The sequence below is a fragment of the Thalassospira sp. genome, assembly GCF_040218635.1.
In the GTDB taxonomy this organism is placed as follows: domain Bacteria; phylum Pseudomonadota; class Alphaproteobacteria; order Rhodospirillales; family Thalassospiraceae; genus Thalassospira.
The window spans coordinates 201,579-222,298 of record NZ_JAVJRB010000007.1 but is presented as its reverse complement, the minus strand read 5'-3'; the positions used below and the strand labels follow the sequence as shown (position 1 = coordinate 222,298).

Sequence of the window (20,720 nt, the reverse complement as noted above, 5' to 3'; positions counted from 1 at the left end):
CTACGCATGATCCGCGATCAAGGTCGGTTTGACGCAATACCGACCCAAAAGAATCAGGGAGTTTCAAAGAATGAAATTGAACAAAAGTGGTCTTCTTTCCGGGCTGGTCCTGGCAGGCAGCCTTTTCGCATCCATCAGCAGCGCATCTGCCGACACCATCAAAGTCGGGATCGCCAATTTTGGCGAACATCCGCAGCTGAATGCCGCGATTGTTGGCTTCAAAGAAGCCATGGCCGCCAACGGCTTTGTCGAAGGCACGGACGTGACCTATTCCGAAAGCCACACCAACTTTGACGCATCCCTTGTGCCGCAAATGATCACGAAGCTGCAGTCAGAAAACCCCAAACTGATCTATACGGTCACCACCCCGGTTTCCCAGATCGCCAAACAGGCCTTGGCTGGATCAGGCATTCCGATTGTGTTTTCCGCCGTAACCGACCCGGTTGCCGCCAAGCTGGTCCCGTCATGGGACGCCGGTGACGAAGGCATGACCGGCGCATCGGATTTGCAGGACATTGCAGCGGTTCTTGAATTTACCCGCAAACTTCTGCCCGATGCCAAACGCCTTGCCATCCCGTACAATCCGGGCGAAGCAAACGACGTTGCCTTGCTTGAAAAGGTCGAAGAACTCGCACCGGCTGCCGGTTTCTCGGTCGTGGCCGTTGGTATTGATAACGTCAATGACATCTTGCAGCGCATTACATCTGTCGCCGGCAAAGCCGATGTCATCTATACCCCGGCATCAAACCTGATCCAGCCGGCAATTGCCGCGGTTTCCGCAGCCGCCCGCCAGATTGGCGTTCCGATTGTGAACTCCGACAGTTCTGCGGTTGCCAATGGCACGGTCCCGGCCAGCTTCTCGGTCGATTACGGTCAGGTTGGTTTGAATGCAGGTAAAATTGCCGCCCAGATTCTCAAGGGCACCTCACCTGCCGACATCCCACCATCGGCACCGTCCTATGAAACGCATGCACCCATGATTTCAAAATCAGCGGCAGCTGCCTTTGGCGTTGAAATTCCGGCATCCTTTAACGATTGCGGTTGCATCGTTGAATAATTCGAACGCGACTTGAACAAACATTGGCGCTGGTAGGAACCATTCTTACCAGCGCCAATGGTTTCGGGTTCATTCTTATCCACGTAACCGGACCAGCAATCACTATGAGAGTGAAATACAAGGAAAGACCCGCAGCGTGGGGCACTCCCCCACGCAAGGGGTTTGACGCAGGAGTTCTCTCTCATAGCGATTGTCCTTTGGATTGCCCGGATTTGCACGGGCTGACTTTGTCGTAAAACCTTGAAAGATTCATATCTTTCCGCAATTTTACTCCGCGTATCCGCACAAATCCGGGCAACCGGTTCAGTTGCGTGGATAAGAATAAACCCTGGGAGAAGACGGGTGCTCGAAATCCGATCTGCACGAAAAACATTCTATGCCGGACAAGCCGATGAAAAAATCGCGCTTGATGATCTTGATCTGACCCTGAAAACCGGCGAATTCGGTGTTGTCATTGGCTCGAACGGGGCGGGCAAAAGCACCATGCTAAACGCCGTTTCCGGCGCCATGCCCCTTGATAGCGGTCAAATCCTGATCAATGGCGATGACGTGACCGACACCCCGGTCCATACCCGCGCCACCCGGATTGCCCGGGTGTTTCAGGACCCGATGCTCGGCACAGCGGCCAGCATGACCGTTGCCGAAAACATGCTTCTGGCAGATTTGCGCAGCACCAAACGCACCTTGTCGCGCGGGCTGAATGCCAAACGCCTTGCCGATTACAAGGAACGGCTTTCCGCCCTTGGTCTGGGTCTGGAAAACCGGCTTGAAACCAAGGTCGAATTGCTATCTGGCGGACAGCGCCAATCCTTGTCCTTGATCATGGCGGTTGGTGGATCGCCTGATTTGTTGTTGCTTGACGAACATACCGCTGCCCTTGATCCGCGCACTGCCGATCTGGTGATGCAGGCAACCGTGCGTGCGGTTGATACCCTGAAACTGACAACCTTGATGGTCACCCACAACATGCAGCACGCGGTTGATTATGGTCACCGGGTGATCATGCTCGATGCCGGTCGGGTCAAACTGGAAATCGGGGGCGCTGAAAAGGCCAATGTCACGGTGGCAAAACTGGTCGACCATTTTGCGGTCAAGACCGATGCCATGATGTTAGGGGCCGGGGTGTAATCCAATGATGGAATTTTTGTCTTCGACCTTCACAAGCTATGTCGCCCTGGTGCCTGTCACCCTATCGCAAAGCTTGATCCTTGCCTTTGTCGTCTTGGGGATCATGATCCCGTTCCGCACCCTGCATTTCCCTGATCTGACCAGCGAAGGCGCCTATCCTTTGGGCGGTTGTGTCTGCGGTGTCATGATTGCAGCGGGTTTTAACCCGGCTTTGGCGATTGTTGCCGCCCTTTTGTGTGGTTTTCTGGCCGGGTGCTGTACCGCGCTTATTCACCTGCGGTTCCGTATTCATACCCTGCTTGCCGGTATCTTGATGATGACGATGCTCTACAGCATCAATCTGCGGATCATGGGCAAATCAAACCTGTCGATCTTTGGATCAGACAGCGTTTACAACTGGGCACCCTTTGTCACACCGGGCTTCCCGGTCAGCAAGATCATCATCGCCGGGATCATTGGTGCTGGTGTGTTCTTGGCCCTGAACTGGTTCTTTAAAACCGAAAAGGGAACGGCATTACGCGCCGTTGGCTCCAACCCGGCCATGGCCGAGGCACAAGGCATTTCGGTTTGGGTATCAACCATCATCGGTGTCGGCCTTGCCAGTGCATTTTCGGCCACCAGTGGCGCGCTGATGGTTCAGTCACAGGGCTTTGCCGATGTGAATATGGGCCTTGGCATCCTGATCAACGGGCTTGCCGCCCTTATGATCGGCGAGGCCGTCGTTGGCAAACAATCGGTGTTTCGACAGCTTCTTGCCCCGTTTGTCGGTGCGATCATTTATTATCAACTGGTCTCGCTGTGTCTGGCCGCCGGCATGCCACCGCCCGATCTTAAACTGGCGACCGGTCTGTTCGTTCTGGCCATGCTGGCCCTGCCCAGCCTGAAACGTGGCCGTGGTGGCGCGCCTGCCCGTGAAAAGTTCCGCGAATAGGCTAAGGCCAACTCCAACCACATCTGCAAAACGGCCGCCTGTTGGGCGGCCGTTTTCGTTTAAGAGATGCCGGTATGTTTTCAGAAAACAGGAACCCGACCTCCTGACTAGACGCCAGAAGATCGGGCGGGAGGACGACCTGCCGGGAAATCTGAAAATCAGCCCTGTGCCAACACCGCATCGACGATTGCCTGTCCGCAGGTCACGGTATCGGCTTTGCCGCCAAGGTCTGCTGTGCGGAACTCTTCTGTTGCAAGTGCCGTTTCCACCGCCTGCAAAATCCCGTCATGTGCGGCGGTATATCCCAAATGATCAAGCATCATGGCACCGGCCCAGATTTGACCAATCGGGTTGGCAATGCCCTTGCCCGCGATATCGGGGGCAGAACCATGAACCGGCTCAAACAATGACGGGAATTTGCCTTCGGGATTGATGTTGCCAGATGGCGCAATGCCGATGGTTCCGGTACAGGCCGGACCAAGATCGGACAGGATATCGCCAAACAGGTTCGATGCGACAACCACATCAAAACGATCCGGGTTCAGCACGAACTGCGCGGTCAGAATATCAATATGATACTTGTCCCAACGGACATCAGGATATTCTTTGGCCATTTCGATCACCCGTTCATCCCAATAGGGCATGGTGATGGAAATACCGTTGGATTTTGTCGCCGAAGTCAGATGTTTTTTCGGGCGCTTCTGTGCCAGATCGAATGCATATTTCAAAATCCGGTCAACGCCGATCCGCGACATGATCGTTTCCTGAATGACGATCTCGCGGTCCGTACCGGGATACATTTTTCCGCCGACCGATGAATATTCACCTTCGGTATTTTCGCGAACAACATAGAAATCAATATCGCCCGGCTTGCGCCCGGCAAGCGGTGAACGAACGCCGGGCATCAGCTTTGCCGGACGCAGGCTGACATACTGGTCAAAATCACGCCGAAACTGGATAAGCGATCCCCACAGTGAAATATGATCCGGAACCGTATCGGGCCAGCCAACCGCGCCAAAGAAGATCGCATCGTGATTACCCACCTGCGCCTTCCAGTCATCAGGCATCATCTGACCGTGTCTAAGGTAATAATCGCATGATCCGAACTCGAACGTCTCAAACGTCAGATCAATGCCGTAAACCTTGGCCGCTGCTTCCAGAACGCGCACACCTTCGGGCATCACTTCGGTCCCGATGCCATCCCCGGCAATCACTGCAATCTTGTGGGCTTTGTTCGTCATTTTATGTCTCCTCCGACCGGGGTGTTGGTGTGTTTCCCGGTAATAAATACTGCGCGAAAATCATTTACATTGGTCAATGTCGGGCCTGTGACAATCTGGTCATTCAGTGCTTCAAAAAAGCTGTGCCCGTCATTGTTTTCCAAACTTTCAATTGCCTTGATCCCAAGCCCCGCCGCCCGGGAAATCGTATCGGGCCCAAAATACGCACCAGCGATTTCTTCCATGCCATCGACCCCGTCGGTATCCCCGGCAACACCATAAACATTTGCCATACCGTCCAAGGCAACGGCCAATCCCAAAAGAAACTCGACATTCCGCCCACCCCGGCCATTCCCAAGGATCGTAACCGTCGTCTCCCCGCCAGACAATAAAACGCATGGCGGTTTAAACGGTTGTCCCCGGCAGGCAACCTGGCGGGCAATTCCGGCCATGACGCATCCTGCTTCTGACGCCTCGCCTTCAATCGCATCGCCAAGAATATGGGCATCAATGCCAGCTTGGCGCACCATATCGGCCGCTGCTTCCAATGCCATTTGTGGCGTTGCAATCAAAACCGCCTGACAATTTGCCATGCGCGGATCATCGGGTTTGATGCTTTCGCTTTCGCCGTTTTCCAACATGGTCCGGGTTTTGGCCGGAACCGAAATGCCATACCGATCAAGGATCGCCAAAGCATCCCGGCAAGATGTCGGGTCGGCAACCGTCGGACCAGAGGCAATATCAAGCAACCGATCACCCGGCACATCCGAAATCGCCAAAGTGACAACCTTTGCCGGGAAACACATCGCCGCCAGACGCCCGCCCTTGACGTTTGAAACATGCCGTCGAACACAATTCATCTCGTCAATCGACGCACCGGATTTCAGCAAATCGCGATTGATCGCCTGCATCCCGTCAAGATCAAGCGGCGAAATCGGATCGACCAGCAAGGCCGATCCGCCCCCAGAAATCAAACAAATCACCAGATCATCTGACGATAATCCCGCCACCGCATCCTTGATACGCTGGGTTGCCAACCAACCGGCCTGATCGGGCACAGGATGGGCGGCTTCGATAATCTCGATATGCTCTGTTCGAACGCTGTGGCCATAGCGGGTGACCACAACACCCGAAAGGCTCCCTTCCCAATGCTGTTCAAGCGCACGGGCCATCTTGGCCGACGCCTTGCCCGCACCAATAACAATCGTTCGTCCCTTGGGCGGCGCTGGCAAATGCGGGGGAACGCATATATCGGGATCAGCCGCGCGAATGGCGGCTTCAAACAGACCAACCAGAAACGGTTTGATATCGGTCTGGTTCTGAAGTTCAAACAGGTCTGCCCCGTTTTGCATGATGCGTTCCCCCGCCGTGATTTTACCCTGCGCGATCAAGCATTATCGCCCTGGATCGCGGCAATCACGGCATCTGTCACCTGACGGGTCGTTGCCGTTCCGCCAAGATCAGGCGTATGAAGGGTACGATCCGCAGTGACGCGTTCAACCGCCCGCATCAATCGTTCGGACGCTGCCTGCTCGCCCAGATGGTCAAGCATCATCACCGCACTCCAGAACGTCGCCACAGGATTGGCAATGCCCTGACCCGTAATATCAAATGCCGACCCATGAATGGGTTCGAACATGGACGGGAATTTGCCTTCCGGATTAAGGTTGGCGGTCGGTGCAATGCCAAGCGACCCGGCAAGGGCCGCGGCAAGGTCTGATAAAATATCGGCATGCAAGTTGGTTGCGACAATCGTATCAAGGGTTTCCGGGCGCAGGGTCATGCGCATGGTCATGGCATCGACCAGCATCTTGTCCCATTCAACATCCGGGTAATCCTGTGCGACTTCGCTGGCAATTTCATCCCACATGACCATGCCGTTACGCTGAGCATTTGATTTGGTCACGACAGTCAATTTCTTACGCGGACGGCTGAGCGCCATATCAAAGGCAAACCGCATGATCCGGGTGACACCGGCACGGGTGAAAATCGAAACTTCAGTTGCGACTTCTTCGGGCAAACCCACATGCGAACGCCCGCCTTGACCGGCATATTCGCCTTCGGAATTTTCCCGCACAATCACCCAGTCAAGTTCGCTTTGCTTAACGTTGCGAAGCGGGCTTTCAATGCCCGGTAGAATACGGGTCGGGCGGACATTGGCGTATTGATCAAACGGCTGACAAATCGCCAGACGCAAACCCCAAAGAGTAACATGGTCCGGCACATCGGGCGCACCAACTGCACCAAAATAGATCGCATCATGATCGCGTATCTGATCGCGACCATCGGCTGGCATCATCAGCCCGTGCTTTTTGTAATAGTCCGAACCCCAGTCGAAATGATCAAAGCTCATGGTAAAGCCACCGTCGCGCTTGGCAAGCACGTCAAGAACTTCAACACCGGCCGCAACAACCTCTTTACCGATCCCGTCGCCGGGGATGGCTGCAATACGATAGTTTTTCATTTTCAGTCTCTGTTCGTTAGCAGGTTAAGGAGTTTTCTTGTGACCGATGGTCCTAGAACAGAAGCCCCTTTGGCATTCTGATCAGAAGAACTTCTGCCATAAGAAGGTAAAGACCGCCGACAATCACAATGCCGGCAACGGCCTCACCAAGAATTTGTTTCCGGGTCATCGCCTCATAACAGGATATCCGGGCCAGCAATAAGAACGCCAGAACCGCCATACAACCAAACCCGACAATTGGCACACCGGCAACCCAAATCGCCATGACGGCCACCAAGGCATACCGCCGAGATGATGATTCTTCGACTGCTCCGTGGCCTGCTGCCTTGCCTGCTGGTTTGCGCAAGAAATTCAACCCCAGAAGCACGATCGACAGGACAATGATGGCAACCGAAATTGTGCTTGGGAACACCGATCCCATCGGCGACATCGATGATGTCTGGACAAAGGCCAGGACAGCAACAATGATCAACAATACCGACAACATCATCCCGGCAGCATCGCGTGGCTGCGCCATCAGTTTTTTAACACCCGCAAATGGTTCAAACCCGGGTTTTGGTGCATCTGCCTCAGGCAACGTCGTGGCGCCGTCACTGTCATTAAAGTTCCGTGCCGCATCCAGTGCACGTTTCCGGGCTTTTTCCTTACGCTTGGCAAACACCAGCGGATAAAGCAACGTGAAGCCCGCCAGAACCACAATCGCCAGACTGATCGGCCGACCAAAGAACATGCCGGTCAGGTTCCCGGTCGCATTGCCAATCAGATAGGATTGAACAAACCCCTGTTCGGCAATCTGACCCAGTACAAGTCCAAGAACAATTGGTGATGGCGCAAAACCACAGCGGTTCAAAAGCCAGCCAATCACGCCAAGCGCCAGCATCATCTGCACATCATGCAGGTTGCTGTGGATGGCAAAGCTGCCAACGACGGTTAAGAACGCAATGGTCGGCACCAGAAGGGTCTTGGGGATGGATGCGATGGATTTATAGGCATAGCGCCCGATCAAAAGCCCCGCCGGCAGCATCAAGGCGGTCGCGATCAGCAAGCCAAAAATAAAGGTATAAACAATGTCGCCTTGTTGGGTGAACAGGGTCGGCCCGATCTTGATCCCCTGCACCAGCAAGGCGCCAAGAATAACCGCATCTGGCGGTGTGCCGGGAATACCCAACACCAATGTCGGGATAAAGCCGCCGCCAACCGTGGCGTTATTGGCTGATTCCGTGGCAATGATGCCATCCGGCGCCCCGTTGCCAAAGGTTTCAGGATGTTTGGATGACCGGCGCGCTTCGGAATAGGACACCAACCCGGCAATCGATCCCCCGGCACCGGGCAAAACACCGATCACAGTCCCGATCAATGAACTTCGCAGAACGTTGAATTTACTGCTCCAGGCAATGCCGAATGCTTCGCGCAGGCGAATGCCGCGATTGCCCTGTTCGACCTTTAAATGCGGGTCCGGGGTTGCCACCAGATCAATCAAAACCGGAATGCAGTAAAGACCGATCAATGCGGAAACAATATCGAACCCGCCCAGCAACATATGGGTTCCCATGGTAAAACGGATATCCCCGCCAACCACGGCCACCCCGACCATTGCCAACATCAGGCCGACACAACCGCCCAGCAATCCTTTAAGCGTATTGCCAACCGACAGGGCGGAAATAAGGGTCAGTCCAAAAATCGCCAGCCAGAAATATTCCGGTGGCCCGAAGGCCAAGGCAACCTTGGCCAGCGGCGGTGACAGCAGCAACAGGAACACACCCCCGACAAGCCCGCCAAAAACAGACGCAAGCGTTGCCAGTGTTACTGCCAGACTACCATCACCGCGTTTGGCCATCGGGAAACCATCAAAGGTGGTCGCGATTGCTGATGGCGTTCCCGGTGTATTAACCAGAATGGCGGCATAGGCCCCGCCATAAATGGCCCCGGTATAAATCGCACCCAGTGCGATCAAGCCGGTAGCTGGATCCATTGTGAATGTAAAAGGGACCAGAACGGCCACCGCCATAGTTGCCGACAATCCCGGCAAAGCACCGATTACCGTGCCAAGAACCACGCCGCCAAGCGCCATCAAAATATTCAAAGGCGTCAGGGCGTTAACGAAATAGCCAAGGAGCTCCATGACGATGGACCTTTCCAATCCCGATTTTTTTATTGTCGCAGGTTTCTTATTGGTCGCTTGCGCCGGTTATCGATTGGCGATGCCAAGCGTCTCGGCGATTGCGCGGTATTCTTCTGCTTTGGCCGCGACGAAATCATTGATGAAATCGTACGGGATATCGGTCAGAACAAAGCCGGCATCTTCCATCTTTTTCTGGAATTCGCTGTTATTGTTCACCTCGGTCACCATCTGCGAGATTTTTTCACGGATCGGTTCCGGGGTTGAATTCGGAACAGCCACACCGCGGAATGCACCGCCGGTAATGTCAAATCCAAGTTCCTTGAATGTCGGAACATCCGGGAAAGCCTTCACACGGTTTTCCGAGGCCACGGCAAGCATCCGCATGCCATCGCCGTTATTCACACCCGATGTGACATAGTTAAAGCCACCCGTGGTCTGACTGCCCAGAATTGCCGTCACCGCCGGGCCGGTTCCGCTAAACGGAACATAGGTTGTGGTGATATCTGCAAGCTGGTCAAACTGAACCTGACCAAGATGGTTGGCGGAATTCGACCCGGACCCGCTCAGCGTCACCATCCCCGGATTGGCTTTTGCATATTCGATCAAATCGCCAAGCGAGTTAAATTCGCTGTCTTTGGGAACGAACAAGGCATTCGGCGTGTAGTGAAAGAAGTTGATATAGGTCAGGTCCTTGGTCTCGTACCCGACATCTTTTTCCATCGGCTGCAGGATGGTATGGGGCAGATTGATCCCCATGATGGTGTAGCCATCACCTTCCATGCCATTTAGCTGCGACCATGCCTGTGCACCACCGGCACCGGCCATATATTGAATGACAACCGGCTGACCGGAAATCTGTTCGAGATAGGCCTGCTGAAAACGTGCGGACACATCAGACTCACCACCCGCATTAAACGGAATGATGTAATTGATGGTCTTTTCCGGAAATTCGGCAAATGCAGGGGTTGCAAAGAAAGTCGCGGCCAAGGCCGCCGCAAGTGCGAGCTTACGCATTGGTATTCCTCCCGGTTATGAATGGGCTGACCATTTTGATCAGCATTCCGGCAGGTGACCGAAGACTTGGACAATTCAACCACCCTGCCAGAGTTTCCCTGACGTCGTTCGGGCGATTAATCGTGCTGTAGGACGCACCGTTATTCTTGAAACACTGCCCGAATGACACTTGCAGTGTAGATTTTTTATTAAATCAGTATAATTTCTGATTATTCATTTCATTATGTCGCACAGGTTAAGAATGTCTTCTGACAGTGATCTCGGCTTTTTTGTCCTTCTGGTCCGTAAGGGAAATCTTTCGGCCGCCGCACTCGAACTCAATCTGTCGCCACCGGCCGTCAGCAAACGGTTGGCGAAACTTGAAGACCGGTTGGGGGTGCGGCTGTTAAACCGGACAACGCGCCGGATCAGCATGACCAGCGAAGGCGAGGCCTATTTTCAAAGCGCCATCCAGATCATGCGCGAGATCGAAGACCTTGAACAACGCGTAACAAAGGCAAGCGAAACGCCAAGCGGGCTGTTGCGCATCAATGCCACCTTCGGGTTTGGTCGGGAATATGTCGCCCCGGTAATTTCGGAATTTTGCCATCTCTATCCCGAAGTCGAAACCCAGTTGCTGCTGACCGATGCCCCGATGAACATGGTCGAAGAAGCCATCGACCTTGGCATCCGGTTTGGCGGATTGCCCAATTCCCGCATTCGCGCGCGCAAGCTTCAGGGCAACCGGCGGTTTTTATGTGCATCCCCGGCCTATATCGAAAAGCACGGCACGCCCAAAACTTTGGCCGATTTGATCCATCACAACTGCATCATTCTGCGACAGGACAATGACGTCCATGATGTTTGGAAATTTCAACGCGGTCAGCATTCCGAAACCGTCAAAGTCCACGGCACACTCAGCAGCAATGACGGCGAAATCGCCTTGGGCTGGGTCTTGAACGGCCATGGCATCATGATGCGATCGGAATGGGACATTGCCCGCCACGTCAAAGCAGGCCGCCTGCAACTCGTGCTACCGCAATACGCCCATGTCGATGCCGACATTTATGCCGTCTACCCGGAACGCCATAACCTGTCGGCCAAAGTCCGCATCTTTATCGATTTTCTGCACCGGAACCTGCGCAAAAACTCCACCGCCCGCATTCAATAAGCCAAAACCGATTGCTGATTTCCAATAGCAAAACGGCCACCCTTCCAACTCTGGAACGGGCGGCCGTTTGCTTTGATATCGCCGGTGTTACCAGCTGTATTTCAACGTTCCAAGAACCGTGCGGCCATCGCCGTAATAGTCGACGCTATTGTAACTTGTGGTGACATATTCACGATCAAACAGGTTGGTTGCATTGATCGCAAAATTCACGTTCTCGGTAATGCGGTAATTGATCGCCGCATCAAAGACGGTGTGCGATGCAATGTCCACCTGATTGGCATTGTCGCCATAGCTTGGCCCGGCAAAACGAACCCCTGACCCAAAGGTCAGATCCCCGCGCCAGCCCTGTCCGGGCACGGTATAATCAACCCACGCCGATGCCGTATGTTCCGGGATCTGCTGCGGGCGGTTGCCATCATTGGTGCCATTGCCGTCATTGACGATTTCAGCATCAAGATAGGTATAAGCCACCGTCATATTGACCTGATCGGTCAGCGACATTTTGCCTTCGAACTCGATCCCGCGCGTATTGATCTCACCGATCTGGCTTTTGACATTGGATGTGACGTTATAAGGCACATTGGTCTGGGTCAGATCAAACGCCGCAAGGGTAAACATCGCATCGATTGCTTCAGGCTGATATTTGATCCCGACTTCATATTGCGTGCCTTCCTGCGGCTTCACTTCGCCTTCGACACTCGTGATGCTGTTATAAACCGGCAGGAACGATTCAGAATAATTCCCGTAAACCGACACATCCGGTGTCACCTTATAGGTCAGGCCCGCACGTGTGGTGAAGGACTGCTGATCGTTTTCCTCGGTCGTGCCGTTATTGACGTAATAGGTGTCACTTTGCACATAGTCATAGCGCCCGCCCAACGTGACAATCCACGTATCATCAAGGGTAAGCTGTTCTTGTGCATACAGACCATAGGCATTCTGTTCGATGTCCCAGTCCGTCCAGTGGGTGTTGGCGTTGATACATCCCACACCGCAATAAACGGGATTAACAAACCCGATCCCCGTCGCCGTGCCGTATTTGGCCGTTTCACGGTTATCGATGCGGTTGTAATCAAACCCGACCAGCGTTTTGGCGTCGGTTGTGTCCCAGCTGCGGTCGTATTCGAACTGGTTGTCGATGGCAAAGTTGCTCATCTCACCATCGATTTTATAGGCCGTCCGGTTAGCCGTTGGGCTGCTTGATTCAGCCGCCACCTGACGATATTCCAGTTCAACATTGGTGTAGCGCGCAATCTGGCGGAATTCCAGACGATCCGTGATCAGGTGTTTGAAATCATAGCCAAATTCATACTGTTCGGTGTTGAATTTGTTAAAATCCGGCTCGCCCAAAAATGTATTCGGATCGATATCCACCCCGCGTGGCACACCATAGGCAAGGCTGCTTTCGCGCTTGCTGTAATCGGTCAGAATGGTCAGCTCCGTTCCGGCCTTTGGCTTATAGGTAAAAGCCGGTGCGACATAAAGCCGGTCATCTCTGGAATAATCCTGCGCACGTTCCGCATCCTGCCAAAGTGCGGTCAAACGGTATGTCCATTTGCTGTCTTCGGCCACCGGGCCGGTCACATCACCGCCGGTGGTCAGATGGTTTTCACCAAAGGTCGTGAAAACTTCGCCGCGTGCGTCATCTTCCGGGCGTTTGGTAATGCCGTTGGCCAGACCACCCGGCGCGTTCATACCAAACAGGGTCGATGTCGATCCCTTTAAAATATCAATCTGCTGAAGCCCATAAGGTTCAACCCGGCTGACCGTCCAGCCCGGCACATGATTTGGCAACCCATCGCGGTAAACGCCATTGGTCGTTTCACCAAATCCGCGGATACGGACATAGTCAAAGCGGTCATCAGAACCGTATTCATCAACGGCAACCCCCGATGTATAGGCCAATGCCTGCTGCATATCCTGTACATTGCGGGTTTCCATTTCCTTTTGCGTAATCACCGAAACCGAGGCTGGATCATCAAGCACCTGCGTATTGGTTTTTGATCCCGTCACACTGCGCGATGCGACAAAGCTCTCGGTAATCGCATCTTTCGGGCCGGTTACATCCGATGCGTTGGCTTCAACCCGCACCGGGTCAAGAACTTCCCCCTGTGCTGCCTCCCCCGTTACCAAAGGTTCGATCACCACCGTGCCATCACTGGTCACATCAAAACTAAGCCCGGTCCCCTGCAAAAGGGTTTCAAGTGCCGTATCGGCACGCATGGTCCCCGATACCGCACCGGCCTGTACATCACGCGCAAGCGCCCCGTCAACTGTCACCTGCAAACCGGTCTGAACGCCAAATTGCGCCAGCGCACTGGTCAATGACTGTGCGGGAATATCAAATGCATATTGACCCTCAATACCGTTCTGCCCGGCCGTCGTGGCACTCGCCGCCTGTGCGAACGCAGGTGTGGCAAACATCACCGGCACCAAGGCACTCGTCATCATCAAGGCAGTGGCGATTACGGCAACGCGACCACGATTTCGCAGTGCGGATGCACCCCCGTTCTTCATTCGTCTATTCTCCGTTTCTTGTCATATGCCTCAACCAACTTGAGAATGCAAATGCTTCTCAGTGGCGCATACAAAACAAAACGGCTGCCGATTGGCTTTTTTCAAAAATACTTTCAATAAATGCGAAAATTTTCCGAAAAGACCTGAAACCCGGTGATTTGAGCATGCAGAAAACCGTCGCCAAGCCCAAAGGCCTTGCGGGTTTCGAACACTGATGGATGGATCAAAAAATCAGGAAGGTGAAACGATCAGAACCCACGGGGTAAGTTCGCGCACAGTCGCATTTTGCGCCCGTGCCATACCGCGCAACGCCGATACCGGATCATCAAGACGATACACCCCTGTCACCGTTTGCTGCCCAAGGGCTTCATCCGTGATCAGGATGGTGCCGCTGTAATAGCGGCGCAATTGATCGACAATTACGGCCAATGGCTGATCCTGTGCGATCAATTGATGGTTCCGCCATGGTGCGACCTGGCCTTTTGGCGTCGTGCTGCGGATAACACTGCCATCGCGCGCCACCCGTATCGCTTCACCCGCGGTCAGTTTTTGTGAAAGTTCGGGGACATGATCGGCATTATCCACCTGAACCAACCCGTGCTCGACGCCCACCTTTGATACATTGCCGCTATCCGATACATCAAATCCGGTGCCAAGCACAGTTACCGTGACGGTATCTGCGCCAACCTGAAACGGTTGTTCCGGGTTTGGGGTCACGTCAAAAAAGGCTTCACCGTCAAGTAATTCAACAAAACGGGTCTTGCCATCAAACCGGACCGTGATCGCACTTTCCGGGGCAAGGGTGACTGTGCTGTTATCAGAAAGCGTGATCGTTTTGATCTCGGCCGTGCCGCTTATATGATCGGCACGCAGTTCGGTTGCGATTTTGGGACCAATGATCGCCGCCATAAGCGATGCCGCCACCGCCAACCCGCCAAGCCCGATGCCCCGCCATGTTTTATTGCCCCGCTGATCAAAACGGCTTTGCAAGGAAATAACGGTGCCATTTGGCAGGTGAAGGCTCTTTGCATCCTCAGACATCACCGGCCCATCGGGATGATCGTTTGGCCCATCCCCCCGATTGATCCCGGCGGCATCCTTGTTTGGCTCGGATGTTTCGTCTGCTTCGGATTTTTCGGCGTTATTCTCGGCACGTGTTTTGGCAAGGAACCGTTGCCAGTCGGCCTGACCACCTTGGTTCACATCGGCATCAAACGGTTTGACCTGCGCCATCAGGTCTGCTGCCTTGCAGGTCGCATTCCAGGCCGCGATATGATCATCGCTTTGCCCGCACCACTGCGCAAACTGCGCACTAAGCTCCGCATTATCAGGATCATCCTGCAACAGGATCAACCAATCGGTTGCTTCCTGTGCCACCTGTTTCTGGACTGGATCAGTTATGCCTGTCATCACGCCACGTCGCCCTGCTTGGCACCGTTACACGGTGCGTCCAAGGCCATCCCACCCGAATTTTTGTCCCGATTGCCACCCGAACGGGTCTTGGCACGAAGCTGTTCTACACTGAAAAACCCGGATCGGTCATGCATTACCTTCATGGCCAGCCGCCCAACCGTTGCCGGCAATGATCAATACCATCGGCCACCAGCTTGTGGGCAAGCGGAATAGAAATATCAAGATAGGTCGCAATTTCGCGCAGTTTCGCCCCGCCAAACCGGTGCATTTCGCAGGCAATGCGCGTGCGTTCAGGAAGCTCGCCCAAGGCTTCCATCGCCTTGGCGTAATCATCTTTATACAGGATTACGGTTTCAGGATCGGGCGCCTCGTCGGCGGATACCTGCACCGCGATGTCATAGTCCGACGCGTTTGTTACGCTATATTCACGCGCATCACGCCGTTTGCTATCAAGGGCAAGATTGCGCACGATCCGGTATAGATACCCGGTCGCATCATCAAGAAACCGGCCCTTGGACGCCGCATCAAACCGAAGCCAGGCTTCCTGTACCAGATCTTCGGCCAGAACGCGGCTGCCGATGATGTTGCTGGCATAGTTCACAAGCGCAGAACGCTGGCGCATAAACAGGGCCAATGAGGATGAATTTCCAGGCAATCAGATTTTCCTTTAAGGACGCACCGGCAGGTTTGGGCCCGCAGTGGCACGACACCTACAGTAATTGAGACTGATTATCAATAACCTTTACATAACCCTATCCATTGGTCTGATCGCGTAAAACCCGGCTTAGGAAATTCCTTACCAACCTTTGCTATCGTTCGATAATATCAACAAGAAACAACCGCCTCGGGGAGATCCACCATGCAGAAAATCAGCCTTGTCATCCTTGTGACCGGCCTTGTCGCCGCAGGCATGTGGGGGGTTGGCGACTATATGAACCGCAAGGGCGAAGAACATGGCGACGTCACACAGGGGCAATCAATTGCCGAACAAACCTGTTTGCGCTGCCACACAAAATTCAAAGGCGATCCCCTGCCCGACCCGACCATCACAGATGCCCCGCCCCTTGCCAGTTTCGGCCAACGCTGGCCGCTTGAAAATCTGGAAGAAGCATTGGCCGAAGGCATCACGGTTTCCCATGACAGCATGACCATGCCGGAATTTTCCTTCACCCCGGAAAGTATTGCGGACCTTCTGGTCTATCTTGGTGAACTGACCCGCGAGGCAAATGCCCGCGACAACGGGTAATATTTTCGGGCTGTCTCCACAAATCGCCGTCCGCCCCTGCAAAAGACATCATTCGTGCGCAATTAAACAGCGTCATCAAACATGGCATATCCAGTGATGATCGCAATTGGCACGGTTTTGCTTCTCCAAGTCGGTCACGAATTCCTCACACCCAAGTGATCGCACGTCATTAAATCGCGAGCGATTTATTATTGTGCGATTTAAAATTTGGCACTAGAACCATTTCATCGCAACAACGGCTGGCCGGTCCAGCGCCCACAATTCAAGGGAAGATGAGATGTTTAACCTGAAAAACCTGATCAAAACTGCCGCTTTTGTTCTTGGCATGACAACTGCCGCATCGCCGGTCTTTGCCGCAGACACCGCACCCAAACCGACCATTATTCTGGTGCATGGCGCGTTTGCGGCCTCCGATAGCTGGGATGGTGTTGCCCCGATCCTCCAGGACAAAGGCTATCCCGTCATCAGCATCGCAAACCCGCTGCGCAGTGTTTCCGGTGATGCCGCCTATACCCGCGCACTTGTCGACAATATCGATGGCGACGTTGTTCTGGTTGGTCATTCCTATGGCGGGCCGGTCATCACCAATGCCGCAAAGGGTGCCGCAAACGTCAAATCGCTGGTCTATGTTGCCTCTTTCGCCCCGGAAAAGGGAGAAACGATTGCCGAACTGGCCGCAAAATACCCCGGCGGCACACTGGGCGAAGCATTGGCGGCCCCCGTACCGCTTGGCAATGAAATCCACGACCTTTACATCGACCCGACGAAATTCCATGCGCAATTTGCCGCCGACGTGCCCGCCGACAAAGCCCGTCTGATGGCAACAGCCCAGCGCCCGGTTACCGACTTTGCCTTGAACGAGCCATCCGGTGACGCCGCATGGAAAGACGTCCCGTCCTTCCACATCTACGGCACGGCAGATAAAAACATCCCGCCTGCCGCCATGGCCTTCATGGCCGAACGCGCCCATTCGAAAAAGACAGTTGTGATTGACGGCGCATCCCACATCGTCATGGTTTCCCGCCCCGACGCTGTTGCCGATCTGATTGACATCGCCGCCAGCGCGAAATGATCCGGGGCATCTAGATCAGGCTTCCTGATCACGCCACAAAGACAAGACCCGAAAATCATGGGGCGGGGAGCCATAAGCTCCCCGCCCTTGATCCATCACATTCGGGATAAACACCGCACATCGGTTCATGCCTAGCTGCGATTGACCAATCTTGCAAAGGCCCGCTTCCATGCCGGGTCCGGCTCAATCCCGAAGATGTCTTTTAATGTCTGGGAAATATCGCCAACCGACAGGGTATGTTGCTCTTCCTCCCCCGTGACCAACCGGATGGTCAGACGATTATTAAGCAGGGTAAACCGCGCAAACGGGGCCGACCGTGCGACCATCAGGGTTTTGCAAAAACCGCTTTCGGGATGATCGGATGCATACCAGTTCATGACCTCGTAATCGACATCGGCCACGGGTGCGAAATCGATCTCATGCACCGCTTTCCACACCCCGTCGCGTTCAAGCTCGATCAGATAGCTGTGCGGACCTTTACTCACGCGATAGGTATCATGCGGTGTGACTTGCGGGCTCGCAACATCCAGCATCAAGGGGGCGGTCGGCACACATCCGCCCAGGCCAACATCGGCAAGCCAGGCTTCGCCGTCAATCATCACCCGGTTGGCCATGTGGCAGCGCGGACGCGGCATGTCATCCGGGCCGTATCCCCACAAAACCCGCCCCGCCAATCCTTCGACGTCAAACCCCAAACTGCGCAGCACCCGGCCAAACAGCGAATTATGTTCAAAACAATATCCACCCCGCCCGTTATGGATCAGTTTCTGGTCGATAGTCTCCGGCGCGATGCTGATCGGTTTGTCGTTAAACACATCAATCGCCTCGAACGGAATGGTCGCCGGATGCAGGGCATGCAGATTCTGCAAGACCTCCAATGTTGCTTCACGCGGGCCGTCATAGCCGATCCGCGCGAAATAGGCATCCAGATCAACTTCCTGTACCGGGATCGGCACCGGCTTTGCCCAACTGGCATCAATCACATTTTGCAGGCCGGACAGATTGTTACCATCGTCAAGATTGGGGATCGTTTGCAGGGGGCTGTTCATCACAAGGCTCCATTATCTGATGATGTTTTTCATCTCATGGAACAGGACGATAGAACCTCAACTTATGTTAGGGTCAAAAGGAAATTTTCCGACAATTCATAAATCGAAGAATCTGCGACTTTTCACTCCCTGAACCACGTATAACGCTTACATCCCCGCATATGAACACCCCATCAAAGCAACAATTCACCTTTTATACGCAGGATATAGAGCTTTCCCGCGACAGCCGGCCTCGCACTGTGATATTGCAGTAGCTAAATAGGAACAAGGTCGCCGCTTGGAATACGAAGCTGGCAAGACCAAGGAACCGTCGCGATACAGATCAATTACGGATCACAAAAGGTCCGTTTGCCATTCAGGAAAGTTGCCATGCGTACTGTTTATGTAAACGGCGAGTTTTTGCCGGAAACCGAAGCCAGGATTTCGATTTTTGACCGATCCTTCCTGTTCGCCGATGGCGTGTATGAAGTGACCTCGGTTCTGGATGGCAAGCTGATTGATTTCATGGGCCATATGAAGCGCCTTGAACGCTCGCTGTCGGAACTGAAATTCGCATTCAAGCCTGATATCGATCAGCTTCTTGAAGCCCACCGCGAACTGGTCAAACTCAACAACATCACCGAAGGCCTGATTTACCTGCAGGTCTCGCGCGGCTCGGCTGGTGATCGTGATTTCGCGATTGATCCGAAAACCACCCCGACCATCGTGATGTTCACCCAGTCCAAATCCCTGATCAAATCGGCCCTGGCCGAACGCGGTCAGAAGATTGTCACCTTCCCCGATATCCGCTGGCGCCGGTCTGACATCAAAACGACCCAGCTTCTCTATGCGTCGCTTCTCAAAACCGAAGCCGCAACCAAGGGCGCGGATGATGCATGGATGTTGCTCGATGGTTTCATCACCGAAGGATCGTCAAACAACGCCTATATCGTGACGCAGGATAACACCATCGTCACCCGCGAACTCTCGACCGACATCCTGCACGGCATCACCCGGGCATCGGTTCTGAAATGCGCCGAAGAATTGCAGCTCAAAGTCGAAGAACGCCACTTCACCCTTGAAGAAGCCCAGAACGCGAAAGAGGCCTTTTCGACCTCGGCATCGGCATTCGTCTGCCCGGTTGCAGAAATTGATGGCAAGAAAATCGGCGATGGCGTCCCCGGTCCGATCGCCAAACGCCTGCGCGAGATTTACATCGAAGCCAACCGCGCCACCGCGATCTGATCGCCCCGCGCATCTTCGATCCGTTTGCAAAACGCTGCCCGTTCATCCGGGTGGCGTTTTTCTTTGCTGCTCTCGACACCGCGATTGTCTTAAAGCATGTTGCATTTAAGCTGAGAATGCAAAGAATGCATTCAACGTCAAACACATGCGCCGTGGAATAGAAAAATTGGCAATAAGCCATCTCAGGGGAAAGCCGTCCGTGAATATGAAGCCTCAGCAGCGCCAACATAACCTGACCGGCATTCTTCTGATGTGTGCCGGGGTCGCATTCCTGTGCATCAATGACGGCTTGGCCAAATCCCTGATGGATCACTATTCGCCGATCCAGATCATTTTCATGCGCAATGTGATTGCCCTTCCCTTTGCGGTGATGCTGGCCCTTAAAATGGGCGGGCGGCGGGCGCTTCGATCCCATCGTGTCGGGGTGCATTTCCTGCGCGGATTGATCTGGATTACGGCAACGGTTCTGTTCTTTACCAGCATCCATCTGATGGGACTGGCCGAAGCCACCGCCATTGCCTTTGTCGCCCCGCTTTTCATCACCGCAATTTCAGCCCTTTTCATCGCCAAGGTCGGCTGGCGGCGTTGGGCGGCGGTCAGCATCGGGTTTGTCGGCGTGCTGGTGATTGTCCGCCCCGGTGCGGCAAGTTTCGAGCTCGTCTCGCTCCTGCCGGTCGCAACAGCCTTTACCTATGCGCTTTTGATGTTAAGCGCGCGCTTTGTTGATGGCCGCGACAGCATGTGGACGCTTTTGCTCTATCTCAGCGCCACCAGCGCCATTCTGACCGGTTCCATCGTGACCTTTTTCTGGACCCCGATCCGGGCTGAGGACATCTGGCTGTTTATCGCCATTGCCATGTTCGGAACGGCCGGCATGACCATGATCACCCAGGCCTTCCGGGTTGCCGAGGCCCCGACAGTCGCCCCATTTGATTACACAGCACTGATCTGGGCCACCGGACTTGGCTGGATCTTCTGGGGCGAAACACCCGATGCCCTGACGTTTGTTGGCGCGGCCATCATCACGCTCAGCGGGCTGTTTATCATCTTCCGTGAAAAAAAGGTCGAGGCGGAAGCTTGAAGCTTCCCCAAAGACCGGACCCGCAGCCAGCA

The 20,720-nt window shown here is 54.2% G+C and carries 18 protein-coding genes; 8 read left to right on the top strand and 10 right to left on the bottom strand.

Translation table 11 applies throughout. The annotated features are described in order from the left end of the window. Positions 1–70 precede the first annotated feature (70 nt). From RIC05_RS07485 to RIC05_RS07475, 3 genes are all read left to right on the top strand, one after another. Positions 71–1,057 (top strand): ABC transporter substrate-binding protein, encoded by a 987-nt coding sequence (locus tag RIC05_RS07485; RefSeq protein ID WP_350041824.1) that lies wholly within the window; start codon positions 71–73, stop codon positions 1,055–1,057. 342 nt (positions 1,058–1,399) lie between these two features. Further along, entirely contained in the window at positions 1,400–2,185 is a 786-nt protein-coding gene (locus RIC05_RS07480) for an ABC transporter ATP-binding protein (RefSeq protein WP_350046569.1), read from the top strand. A gap of 4 nt (positions 2,186–2,189) precedes the next feature. Continuing rightward, entirely contained in the window at positions 2,190–3,116 is a 927-nt protein-coding gene (locus RIC05_RS07475; RefSeq protein ID WP_350046568.1) for an ABC transporter permease, read from the top strand. Positions 3,117–3,274: 158 nt separating this feature from the next. Here RIC05_RS07475 and RIC05_RS07470 read toward each other — a convergent pair whose 3' ends face one another. The 5 genes from RIC05_RS07470 to RIC05_RS07450 all read right to left on the bottom strand — a co-directional run bounded on the left by RIC05_RS07470 (position 3,275) and on the right by RIC05_RS07450 (position 9,936). Continuing rightward, positions 3,275–4,357, bottom strand: a complete 1,083-nt coding sequence (locus RIC05_RS07470) for a tartrate dehydrogenase (protein WP_350046567.1) — start codon at positions 4,355–4,357, stop codon at positions 3,275–3,277. Further along, positions 4,354–5,688, bottom strand: coding sequence for a glycerate kinase type-2 family protein (locus RIC05_RS07465; RefSeq protein ID WP_350046566.1), 1,335 nt, complete (start codon positions 5,686–5,688; stop codon positions 4,354–4,356). Before RIC05_RS07465 ends, RIC05_RS07470 begins: the two co-directional genes overlap by 4 nt. A 35-nt stretch (positions 5,689–5,723) precedes the next feature. Continuing rightward, a complete protein-coding gene (locus tag RIC05_RS07460; protein WP_350046565.1) occupies positions 5,724–6,800 on the bottom strand; it encodes a tartrate dehydrogenase in 1,077 nt (358 codons plus the stop codon). Positions 6,801–6,852: 52 nt separating this feature from the next. Next, positions 6,853–8,922, bottom strand: coding sequence for a tripartite tricarboxylate transporter permease (locus RIC05_RS07455; protein ID WP_350046564.1), 2,070 nt, complete (start codon positions 8,920–8,922; stop codon positions 6,853–6,855). Positions 8,923–8,988: 66 nt separating this feature from the next. After that, a complete protein-coding gene (locus tag RIC05_RS07450) occupies positions 8,989–9,936 on the bottom strand; it encodes a tripartite tricarboxylate transporter substrate binding protein (RefSeq protein WP_350046563.1) in 948 nt (315 codons plus the stop codon). Between the two features lie 241 nt (positions 9,937–10,177). Here RIC05_RS07450 and RIC05_RS07445 point away from each other — a divergent pair, with 241 nt between their 5' ends. Beyond that, the gene (locus RIC05_RS07445; RefSeq protein WP_350041832.1) at positions 10,178–11,086 is read left to right on the top strand and encodes a LysR family transcriptional regulator; all 909 of its coding nucleotides are present in this window, start codon (positions 10,178–10,180) and stop codon (positions 11,084–11,086) included. 87 nt (positions 11,087–11,173) lie between these two features. On the opposite strand, the gene RIC05_RS07440 is transcribed toward RIC05_RS07445, so the two are convergent. The 4 genes from RIC05_RS07440 to RIC05_RS07425 all read right to left on the bottom strand — a co-directional run bounded on the left by RIC05_RS07440 (position 11,174) and on the right by RIC05_RS07425 (position 15,671). After that, positions 11,174–13,603 carry a TonB-dependent siderophore receptor gene (locus RIC05_RS07440; protein ID WP_350046562.1) on the bottom strand — a complete coding sequence of 810 codons (2,430 nt, stop codon included), beginning with the start codon at positions 13,601–13,603 and terminating at the stop codon, positions 11,174–11,176. Positions 13,604–13,834: 231 nt separating this feature from the next. Next, positions 13,835–15,013: a FecR family protein gene (locus RIC05_RS07435; protein ID WP_350046561.1), complete on the bottom strand. Its 1,179-nt coding sequence runs from the start codon at positions 15,011–15,013 to the stop codon at positions 13,835–13,837. Further along, on the bottom strand, positions 15,013–15,159 hold the full coding sequence (locus RIC05_RS07430; RefSeq protein WP_350046560.1) for a hypothetical protein: 147 nt from the start codon (positions 15,157–15,159) through the stop codon (positions 15,013–15,015). The genes RIC05_RS07435 and RIC05_RS07430 overlap by 1 nt, the downstream gene beginning before the upstream one ends. Then, positions 15,156–15,671 (bottom strand): sigma-70 family RNA polymerase sigma factor, encoded by a 516-nt coding sequence (locus RIC05_RS07425; protein WP_350046559.1) that lies wholly within the window; start codon positions 15,669–15,671, stop codon positions 15,156–15,158. Before RIC05_RS07425 ends, RIC05_RS07430 begins: the two co-directional genes overlap by 4 nt. A gap of 204 nt (positions 15,672–15,875) precedes the next feature. Here RIC05_RS07425 and RIC05_RS07420 point away from each other — a divergent pair, with 204 nt between their 5' ends. Both RIC05_RS07420 and RIC05_RS07415 read left to right on the top strand, forming a co-directional pair. Beyond that, positions 15,876–16,262, top strand: a complete 387-nt coding sequence (locus tag RIC05_RS07420; RefSeq protein ID WP_350046558.1) for a c-type cytochrome — start codon at positions 15,876–15,878, stop codon at positions 16,260–16,262. Between the two features lie 277 nt (positions 16,263–16,539). After that, entirely contained in the window at positions 16,540–17,334 is a 795-nt protein-coding gene (locus RIC05_RS07415) for an alpha/beta fold hydrolase (RefSeq protein ID WP_350046557.1), read from the top strand. Positions 17,335–17,465: 131 nt separating this feature from the next. On the opposite strand, the gene RIC05_RS07410 is transcribed toward RIC05_RS07415, so the two are convergent. Further along, a complete protein-coding gene (locus RIC05_RS07410; protein ID WP_350046556.1) occupies positions 17,466–18,383 on the bottom strand; it encodes an arylamine N-acetyltransferase family protein in 918 nt (305 codons plus the stop codon). A gap of 369 nt (positions 18,384–18,752) precedes the next feature. Here RIC05_RS07410 and RIC05_RS07405 point away from each other — a divergent pair, with 369 nt between their 5' ends. Then, positions 18,753–19,607, top strand: a complete 855-nt coding sequence (locus RIC05_RS07405) for a D-amino-acid transaminase (RefSeq protein WP_350046555.1) — start codon at positions 18,753–18,755, stop codon at positions 19,605–19,607. Positions 19,608–19,812: 205 nt separating this feature from the next. Beyond that, complete coding sequence (locus RIC05_RS07400; RefSeq protein WP_350046625.1) at positions 19,813–20,688, top strand: DMT family transporter; 876 nt, start codon at positions 19,813–19,815, stop codon at positions 20,686–20,688. Positions 20,689–20,720 lie beyond the last annotated feature (32 nt).